The organism is Methanosarcina spelaei (assembly GCF_002287235.1).
Lineage (GTDB): Archaea > Halobacteriota > Methanosarcinia > Methanosarcinales > Methanosarcinaceae > Methanosarcina > Methanosarcina spelaei.
On the sequence record NZ_LMVP01000279.1, the window covers coordinates 26,047 to 35,823 of the forward strand.

6 protein-coding genes are annotated in these 9,777 nt (G+C 37.6%); 5 read left to right on the plus strand and 1 reads right to left on the minus strand.

The window, feature by feature from the left end; all coding sequences use genetic code 11:
• Positions 1-263: 263 nt before the first annotated feature.
• The 4 genes from ASJ81_RS12880 (at position 264) to ASJ81_RS12890 (ending at position 4,788) form a co-directional block, all read left to right on the plus strand.
• Positions 264-467, plus strand: a complete 204-nt coding sequence (locus ASJ81_RS12880) for a hypothetical protein (RefSeq protein WP_095644775.1) — start codon at positions 264-266, stop codon at positions 465-467.
• A gap of 129 nt (positions 468-596) precedes the next feature.
• Positions 597-818 (plus strand): type II toxin-antitoxin system RelE family toxin, encoded by a 222-nt coding sequence (locus ASJ81_RS24620; protein ID WP_141241718.1) that lies wholly within the window; start codon positions 597-599, stop codon positions 816-818.
• A gap of 195 nt (positions 819-1,013) precedes the next feature.
• Complete coding sequence (locus ASJ81_RS12885) at positions 1,014-2,849, plus strand: DUF2254 domain-containing protein (protein ID WP_141241717.1); 1,836 nt, start codon at positions 1,014-1,016, stop codon at positions 2,847-2,849.
• A 265-nt stretch (positions 2,850-3,114) separates the two neighbouring features.
• Positions 3,115-4,788, plus strand: coding sequence for a phospholipase D-like domain-containing protein (locus ASJ81_RS12890; RefSeq protein ID WP_095644777.1), 1,674 nt, complete (start codon positions 3,115-3,117; stop codon positions 4,786-4,788).
• 248 nt (positions 4,789-5,036) lie between these two features.
• Here the strand turns inward: ASJ81_RS12890 and ASJ81_RS12895 are convergent, their stop codons facing one another.
• Positions 5,037-7,904, minus strand: a complete 2,868-nt coding sequence (locus ASJ81_RS12895) for a DEAD/DEAH box helicase (RefSeq protein ID WP_095644778.1) — start codon at positions 7,902-7,904, stop codon at positions 5,037-5,039.
• A 455-nt stretch (positions 7,905-8,359) separates the two neighbouring features.
• Here ASJ81_RS12895 and ASJ81_RS12900 point away from each other — a divergent pair, with 455 nt between their 5' ends.
• Positions 8,360-8,803: a hypothetical protein gene (locus ASJ81_RS12900; RefSeq protein WP_095644779.1), complete on the plus strand. Its 444-nt coding sequence runs from the start codon at positions 8,360-8,362 to the stop codon at positions 8,801-8,803.
• The last annotated feature ends 974 nt before the right edge of the window (positions 8,804-9,777 follow it).

Sequence of the window (9,777 nt, forward strand, 5' to 3'; positions counted from 1 at the left end):
CTTCCATCTTTACCGGAATAACATTTAATCTGTGAGTATTTAAAACTGTTACAACCAAAATTGAAGGCAAAAGTTAGCCAGGAGCCGTAAAGATCCAGAACGATATTACTTTTTATTTTATGTTTCCGTCCCGAGCTTCCCTCAAGTCCTTCGACTGGAATCATGAGATTACGCCGCTATTTTGAAGATTCCTTTAAATAAAGAAAAAAACGGGAATATCAAGAAAGCATACTTATAAATAAGATTCATATCAACCATTTATCATGGCTGAGGCTGGTTTTGAGGAGAAAGTAATAAAGGAACTCGATTCTATCAAAAAACAACTGACAGACATAAGAGAGCACATGGTAGACATAGACTGTATCCTCACTGATAAGGAAAGAAATCTCGTAGATAAAAGCTATGAGCACCAGAAAAAAGAAAAACTGATATCCCTTTCGGAGTTCAAGAAAGAACTGGGACTCTAATATTTTTGAAATTTTTCTGGACACGCTTGCAAAGAATTTCATCAAAAAACTCGATTCCAAAAACAGCCAGAGAATTATTAAAAACATTGAAAAACTTGCTGAAGACCCTTTCCTCATGATGCAAAAAGAATCTACGAGACCAGTGAAAAGCTTTTTAGAATAAGAGTTGGGGATTTCAGGATTCTCTATCGGATTGACTATGAAGAGATTATTATAATTTTGTCAGCGTCGGTTCAAGAAAGAGAACGTATTGAGATTTCTAAGTTTAAAAGCAAACTGTTTTTAAATCACTTTTTAATTATATTTCCGGCGCACGGCACCATCAAAATCTTCCCATTGAGCTACCTATAAGAATGTACTAATTTTTTGAAATTTAGGTCGAGAGTTAAGATTGCTCTCAAATCAATTATGTTATCTTCAAAATAATCAATAGGCGTGACTATTTGGCCAAGTAAAGTGAAACAAATAGATATTTACCTTAAGCTTCATTCCTGATAAAGTATAATTACAACAGATTTATATTATTGATAATCTTTGATGGTATATGTGTCAAAAGGAACTATTTTAGAAGACTCAGTAAAAAAGAATATTCATAACATTAAAGTCAACAAGATTAGATTTTATTTAACCCAAGGTTTCAATGAAAAGTATCTACTATTTATCAAAGGTTACTTACTAATGATGACTATTATGTTTTTTTCTGTCGCTTACAACAGATTCACATATTTTATTTTAATTGGAATATTTCTTTTGAGCATTTTTACAATTTTTAAAATAGAGTTGGATAAGATATTTAAAACAAGACTAACTCAAAGGATTGTTTATTACATCTTGCTTTTAGTTGTAGCAGGAATAACGGCTTATTTTATAAGGGAAGTAACTTTTGATCATTCAAATGTGAATAATGCAAGCTCTTTTATAAGTTTAATAGTAGAAAGTGAAGCTGCAATAATTGCTATAGTTGTCAGTTTAAGTCTAGTTGCTGTTCAACAGACGTCTTCATCTTATTCTGCACGTGTTATTAATATATTCAAAGATTCGAAACGAAACCCAGACTTTTTCATATTGATGGTAACGTATGCGTTTTGTATAATTTTTGGCGTATACTTACAAAAAATGATAATAACTTCAATTTCAGGCAATACGACATTGGGGCAGGTGTTTATTTTTGACAATTTCTTAATAAATATAATTAAAGTTTTGAGTTCAAGCAATATATCAATGGGCTCATTATTCGAAATTTATACTTGGTTTTTATACGCATTTTTTATTTTTTCGCTTTTAGCTTTAGGATCATATCTTTTAGAAACACTTGAAATGTTTAAACCACACATTTTGATAAAGTTACTCTCCGAAAATATCCGTGTGGATTCTATTAAATCAGCAATCGAACTTGAAAACTCAAATAGCATGGATGAAAATGGGAAAATTCAACCTATTGAGGACACAATTCAGCCAATTGTTGATGTGCTACAGGGTTCAATGATGGCTTATGACTATGGAACAACAAGCTATGGACTAAGAATAATTGAAAACAAAGCAATTCAAATTATCAAAGACAAAGATTATGATTTAACTTGCAAAGAAGCCATAGTAAAGAGAATTATTGATTATATTAAGATAGTTGGGGTTATTGCTGTAAAACAAGAGATGGAAAGAACGGTAATAGACACATCTATTACACTTTCTAATATTGGAACTGTTTTGATTGAAGAAAAACTGTATACTCCAATACCTTCAATAACTTATTCACTTAAAAAGATTGCAAAAAATTCATTGACAAAGGACAATTTGTTAGATTCTTCAGTTCAGACCATAGATGCTTTACAAAAAATCGGAAATATGATGGTTGAAAACAATGAAAAAAGTATTGTTAAAAAGATTATTAATTCGGTTGGAGAAATCGGAATTAGTGCTATTACGCCACAGAATAATGAACTCAATGTGCTTATTTACCGTATAACAGAAGTACTTGAAGAATTTGGAAAAAAAGTTATTGAAAAAAAATGGGAAATAGAAATTGAAGTTGTAATAATAAACTTAGGTAATATTGGCTCAAAAATTATTGATAAAGAACCAATAACGAGAGATGCCGAATTGTCAGAATTAAAATTATTAACTTCTCTTTATTCTATAGCTAAAGTTGCAATAGAAGAAGATCTTGAAGACCCAATATATGATATAACTTCAACGATAAGGAACATCGGAGTAAGAGTATCTGACAAAAAACCATATATAATATATAGAGCAAGGAATTTCCTTCAGTATATTCACAAGGCATTATCATCTAGATGTCTAGACGCAGTACCAGAAAACGTGTGGATCAAATTATGCAAGCATGTTTCAGAGCGTGAGAAAGAACTCGATAGTTTAATTGAGTAAAATAATTTATCAACTGTTTTTACAGCGAAACTATTTTTCCCTTTAGGAGAAATTTTAACCATCTTTGCCTGTTCTTTAACGATCTTGATCTCTCCTTCTTCCCAGGGTTGAAAGCTGTAGCCATTTGGAGTTTTAGAATAGCCAATGAATCCAAATTACAAATATAAGCACAATGTACTTTTTTCTTAGTTCTGATACTCAAGTGTTTAAATCCTGTTATTTCGTAATTTCTTATTACTAGCGATTATATAGGAAGCGCATTATCATGCCTTTGAGCAAATTGTTTAAGAGTAAAGGTCTGGCAGTAACTGCTTATGATGGAGACGGTGCTGTTCTTCTGGCATTTGATATTGATGAAGAGAAGACGAAAAACCTTGCTGGCTTTGCGGTGAAGGTTGCTACTCCGAATAAAGGTCCATACAGTTCGAATGAATACTGGTTGAAGAACAGACTTAGTTTTAAGAGAGAGCTTGCACGTGAAACCGAGCTTACTCCTGAAATGTGGGAAGATTCGAACAAAGCTCCCTTCCAGACATTCCATTGGGTTCATTTTCCTGGTGCAGGCCCTGGAAAGTACGTTTACACTATTTATGCATGTTATTTCAATAGAAACGGGTTTGTTGATTTAGATTCCAGCGTTCAGGCTGAAGTAGACCTCAGTTATCGTGCTTTTCCCAATCTTGAGCTGGGTTTTACGAGAGGGTATATTTCGTCTCAGGCTTACACTGACAGGTTCGATAATAAGGCTATCAGGCCGAAAGTCAAGTCCATTGATTTCAATACCGGCCCTTACCAGGCACAATATGAGTGGCTGGGTGCTCACGCAAGGAAAATGCTTTTTGATTTTCTTGAGGAGTGCTTGAATGATGATTCGATTAGTGTGGACGTATTCTCTTATGACTTTGATGAGCCTGACATTATTAGAAAGCTTGCTGCTATGGGGCCTCGTGTTCGTGTGTTTCAGGATAATGCCCCGCTACACATCAAACCAACTTCAGTTGAACCTAAGGTAGTCGACAAATTAAAGCAGGCAGGAGCAGCGGTAAAAACCGGAAATTTCTCCCGTTTTGCACATAATAAAGTAATGATTCAAAAGAAAAATGGTAAACCTGTAAAGGTGCTAACAGGCTCAGCCAATTTCTCATTAAGAGGATTCTACATCCAGGCTAACAGTGTCCTTGTCTTTAATGACCCCATAACCGCCAGGCTCTATGAGCAGGCATTCGGACAGGCTTTCAATGATGAAAACGGTTTTAAATCCTCAACCATCGCATCAAAATGGTTTGAAGCAACAACGAATCACAATCCCCCGGTTTCAATCAGCTATGCCCCGCATAAAACTGCATTCTCCCTGGAAACAGTGTCTCAGGCTATAGATTCGGCAAAAAGTTCGGTCTTCTTTGCTGTAATGGAGACTTCTGGCGGAGGATCTGTAATGTCGGCCCTTAAGAATCTGTCAAACAGAGAAAATATTCTCTCCCTTGGAACTATCGAGCAAAAAAGCCAGCTGAGCTTGTTCAAGCAAGGAAAGAACAGTGGAGTGACAAGCTTTGAGTTCTTGGAAAAGGACGTTCCAGCACCATTCAAGGAAGAATATAGCGGTGGAACTGGACAGGTTATACACCACAAATTCGTTGTCTGTGACTTTAATGGCGATAATCCGGTCGTGTTCTGCGGCTCTTCAAATCTATCCCAGGGTGGTGAAATAAGCAATGGAGATAACTTGATTGAAATTCGGGATGTAGATATAGCTTACTATTATGCTATTGAAGCTATCCGACTGTTCGACCACTACAGGTTTAGAAGCCTGCATGAAAACAGCACATCAAGCAAACCACTGCAACTCGATACAACAGATAACTGGGTAAAACCGTTCTATGACTCGAATGATCTAAAATGCCAAACAAGAAAATTATTCATCGGCACACAACAATCTTAAGGGCCAAAGTAACAGCAGCTCACAAAGCACAAAAAGAAAATTGATTGGGGAATAAGACATCTGAATAGTAGGCGAGGTGGGTGAGAAATGGCATACATTAGAAGGAGATTGTATCAGATGTCTTACTACATAATATTTAGGAGTGGTTATATAAATGCTATTATCTACTGCTATTTAACATGCATTTATTTCAGTACTCATATCTTTACTTTCAATAGAGTACGCCAGCTTAAATTTAATCTACTATTTTACTCCCAAAACTTTTTTGTCTTCACATAATTTCTCTCTGCAACCAGAATATCCCTGTAAAACGCCTCTTCATCCACCCTCATTTTTTCAATCACCCTTGATGCTGTCTCAGGCCCTATTCCTCGGCTTGCAAGTGCAATAACCGCCTTCTTTCCCTGAGAACGGACTATGCTTGCGTTTCTGTAAACTCTCTGTATTCGTTTCTTTTCTTCAGCTGAGACATTGACCTTTTTTGCCTGTTTTTTGACAAGGTTGATTTCCTCTTCTTCCCAGGGTTTGAGGGCTGCAATCATCCTGGACTCACAGACAGGGCAGACGATTTCTTCAGGTACGCTCTTAACCTGCCTGCGAGAAGTCCATTTCTTGCAATTCGTACAGAATAAAACAATTCTGTCGTTCATAATGCGTTCCTTAAGAGCAAGTACGATTGAACGGTCAGCTTTTTCCGGTGCGACCAGGTCTTTCTTCATGGCAAAGCCAGCTGAACCTATCGGGGTTGGCATGGAGACTTCAACTGAAATTTCGCCGGCTGCAAGTTTTTTAAGGACTTCTTTTGTTCTCGGGACATCAAGCAGGTCGTGGAAGATTTCGCGGATTACCTCATCGTACATCGAAGAGCCCTGGTAGATTTCCAGCAGCTTTTTCATGCTTATCCGATCGTAATCAATATCCTGAGAAAGGGCTCCGAACTTTCTGGCTACGTGGACCATTTTCCATTTCATCAGAGTTGTATTTTTCAGGGTCATTTCTATAATCGGCTCAACGTGTTCAGGGCGAAGGGAAAGCAGCATATCTCGGATCTGGAAAGAGCCTACCCGCCTCGGAAGGGTCAGCTTTATCCTGTAAGGATCTACTTCCTGAGCAACACTGCTCCCGAAACGGGCTGAAAGAAGTGAAGTCAGGACCCTGGCAAGAGTGCCGTTTGTGTTATGGCCGAAACAGGCGTTCAGGGTCACAGCATCTCCTTCATCCTCGATCACAATCGTATCTGCATCAGGCAAAGGGAAACCTCCTTCCACATGTTCGCGTACCAGGCGGATCAGTTCTAGCACGGCATTCCTTGTTACGGGGTATTTTGCCTGTAACTGTCTGGCAATAGCTTCATCATTAAGTTCGGCACGGATAAAAGTTGCAATCTCCGACCTGAGTTTTCCCACATCCTGGGCGACCTCAAAAGGCACAGGGATTTCTTCTCCGGTCCAGCTAGGAACCTCACCCATACCTTCCACAGGCTCGACCTTGATCCTGTCCTTTCCCTGCTCGCGGTCAGGCATCTCAACGACACGCCACATGTAGCCTTTAGTTATGAAAACGGCTCCAGGTTCTGCAAAATTCACGACAAAGGCTTCGTCCAGCACACCGACCGATTTTCCACTTACAATATCATAGATTTCGTACTTTTTTTCATCCGGGATCATGGATAGGTTCTCGTAATAGTATTCCCGGCTATTCCTGCGCCTTTTGACTATATTTGAACCTTTTTCGTGCCAGACCAGTTTGTAATCCCCTATCTGGTTCACAACCCTTTGAAGCTCCTCAGGCTGAAGATTCCGGAACGGGTACGTCCGTTGAAGAATTCGAAGAATTTTATTAATTTCGACATCTCCAAAATCCATAACCATGCCTGCGATCTGATTTGCTACTACATCCAGGGATTTTATATGCGGAGAAACCTCCTCAACCCTGCCTTCCAGCGCAGCTTTCGTAATTGCCATACTTTCTGCAGTATCGTCAACCTCCATAGAAATGATAGTGCCACGTGAAATTGAATGCAGCTTATGCCCGGCCCTTCCGACTCTCTGGAGCAGCCTTGAAACCTGACGTGGGGATCCGTACTGAATCACCCTGTCGACCTTTCCGATATCGATTCCAAGCTCCATCGACGAGGTGCAGATAAGGCCTCTGAGAGCTCCTGATTTGAAAGCTTCCTCGGCTTCAACACGGGCTTCAAAAGAAAGCGAACCATGGTGAACCCCTATGGATGTTCCGAGTTTCCGAAAACCGGCAGCTAGAGCTTCGGCACTCTGCCGAGTATTTACAAAAATAAGAGTGGACTGGCTTTCTTCGACAATTTTCCTGATGCAGAGCAGGTGAGAGGCAAATTCAGGTTCGCAGCCGACTGTTTTTGCAATGTCCAGTACTTCTTTTTCCCGTATCTTTCCCCCTTCCGAAACCTGAGGATTAACCACATCGAACTCAAGCAGTTTTAACAGAGCTACCTCAATTACGGTAAAATCTCTTCCATTACCTGCCAGAAACTTTGCAATTTCCCAGGGGTTCCCTACTGTCGCTGAAAGTCCTATTCTCTGAAACTCTCCTGAAATTTCCACAAGCCTCTCAAGCCCAACAGCTAGCTGAGTTCCCCGTTTTGAACCTGCAAGTTCATGGATTTCGTCTATCACCACGTGAGTTACGGTTTCAAGGTTCTGACGCAGGCGGGAACCGGTAAACATTGCCTGTAAGGTCTCAGGAGTTGTTATCAGTACATCAGGAGGACTTCTAGACTGGCGTTGCCTTTCGCTTTGCGGAGTGTCACCGTGTCGAACCTGGACTTTTATGTCGAGCAGCTTCCCAAGAATCTCAATGCGAGAGAGCATATCCCTATTAAGAGCCCTCAACGGAGTTATATAAAGGGCAGAAATCCCTTTTCTGGCTTCGGGTTTCTTTCTCAGAATATTGTCAAAAACAGGCAGCACGGCTGATTCGGTCTTGCCAGAACCTGTAGGAGCTATCAAAAGAGTATGCTTTCCATCCATTATGTGAGGAAATGACCTTTCCTGAGGTTCTGTGGGTTTTGTAAAGCCAAGAGTTTTGATGGCTTCCTGAATCTTTGGGTGAAAAGTGTTAAAGATGTTGTGAAATGACATGTTTTTGTAATCAGTTTTTGGTTGAATTATTCAGTTGTTGTGTTAGTTAGCATCAGTATAAATGTTTCTATGCAAGCATAGTAAAGTGATTAAGGCAAATAGAAAAAGCATGAAGAAGCGTGTAAGGAAAATGTAAAGATTGATATGGGCATTAAAATATATAAATTAACTCATATTAAAAATATAAATAAACCTTTATTAAAATAATATAAATTAACTGGTATTAAATAAGTTAATCAGGTGTTAAGAAATATAAATAACCAGATCAAGGGACATAAATTATCCAGTATTAAGAGATATGAGTTAACTTGTATAAAAATAGAGCAATTAAAGATGGAATTTGAAAGCTCAGTAGAACTAAAGGTGGCGATTACATAATTTATTTTCAAGGTACGTAATCTATATAAAGGTTTGAATACAACTAAATAATTAAAAAATTTAGTTAAGGAAATCAAATGTCAGGAAAAAAAATTTTGATTATATTTGCAGGCATATGCCTTTTGCTAGTAAGTGCTGTTATTTTAAATCCTTCTACACAGCATACCTCTCTTATTAGCAAAGAAGAAAACAGTAGTGAAACCAATAATTCTAATGAAAGAGATATTTTTAATTCATTTATCATAAACAATTGGGGTAACGCAAACCATAAAGTTAATGTAGAACTACTTGATTCAAAAAATAATTCTGAATTTAACAAATCCTATACCTCAGTTCCTGGAGAATCTATAGAAAAGAAATTTCCAGTTACACCAAAGTCAGGAGAAAAAATTGTAGTTACATTAGATAACGATATCACCAAGACCCAAGCGGTTATAGAAGGTTCAACAGGCTTATCACTATACATCGATGTAGATATGGTAACCAGTGATCCATTGGGACTAAGCATTGTTCTTCCGTGAATTAAATAATGAGCTCATCCCATAACTCAAGATTAGCTTAACGAATTTCAAAAAAGAGGACTTATAATCAATTCGTTTTCGGTGAAATTAGGGAAGATTTTCCTTATTTCACTAAACGAAGATCTCATATAGATGATCATCTACATTGTTAAAACATTCTATTCACATTGATAAAATATTTTACATTTGAAGTTTTTAAGAAACCGGCAGTGACGCGAATTCACTGCAAATTTAAAGCCAAGCTTTTGTATCTGCATGCAGTTTATTTTTTAGAAATTAATCCCTAAAGATAAGTTTTTGATATCTTGACTTTACAAAAGAATCAGTACATTTACCAAACTCAACTGCAAGACCAGCTGAAAAAACGAAAAAGAAGATCGTTTTGAATTTGCCTTTTTCAGTCCAAGAAAGAAAAATCGGAAGGGCTCAAAATCCAATGCTCTTTTGAAGTTTCAACCGTCTCTTCATTTCTATTTTCATTTTCCCATCCTGCCTCCGACTGTATTCTTTTTTTGCAAAATTTGAACTTTTTTTTCAACAATTAGTCCTCTTTAACTTCTTTATTAAGAGAAGGCTTGTAATTCTTTCTTTATTTAATACCGTAATTTACAGTTATCCCCACTAAAAGTGTTTAATTTTTTAGCACGAAATGAGAAGTCAACGATATACATGACGTAATGTAAAATGCGATCAAAAATCCAGCCAAACTCATAGTGAAAGCGAATTTTTGAACTTCTATAACGTTATAAATCATCTTACTGATCGGGAGAGAATCATATAGATGAAAGTCAGTTACAAAAGACAAATTAACCATTAAAGCCACAATTAATATTACAAGTGTTGAATAAAACAAAGATAGTTTTAGACTCATGATGAATTTTTTTCTGATTAAATTGTTTTCGATTTCACCTTCTTTCAAAAAATCAAATTGCGTGCGGCCACCCCACCCTAAAGGATGGGGTATGCTTCGGGCC

Bases quoted from the DNA above. Each gene is read 5' to 3' on its own strand.
- ASJ81_RS12900 (WP_095644779.1), top strand. From the start codon at position 8,360: ATGTCAGGAAAAAAAATTTTGATTATATTTGCAGGCATATGCCTTTTG.
- ASJ81_RS12880 (WP_095644775.1), top strand. From the start codon at position 264: ATGGCTGAGGCTGGTTTTGAGGAGAAAGTAATAAAGGAACTCGATTCT.
- ASJ81_RS12895 (WP_095644778.1), bottom strand. From the start codon at position 7,904: ATGTCATTTCACAACATCTTTAACACTTTTCACCCAAAGATTCAGGAA.
- ASJ81_RS12890 (WP_095644777.1), top strand. From the start codon at position 3,115: ATGCCTTTGAGCAAATTGTTTAAGAGTAAAGGTCTGGCAGTAACTGCT.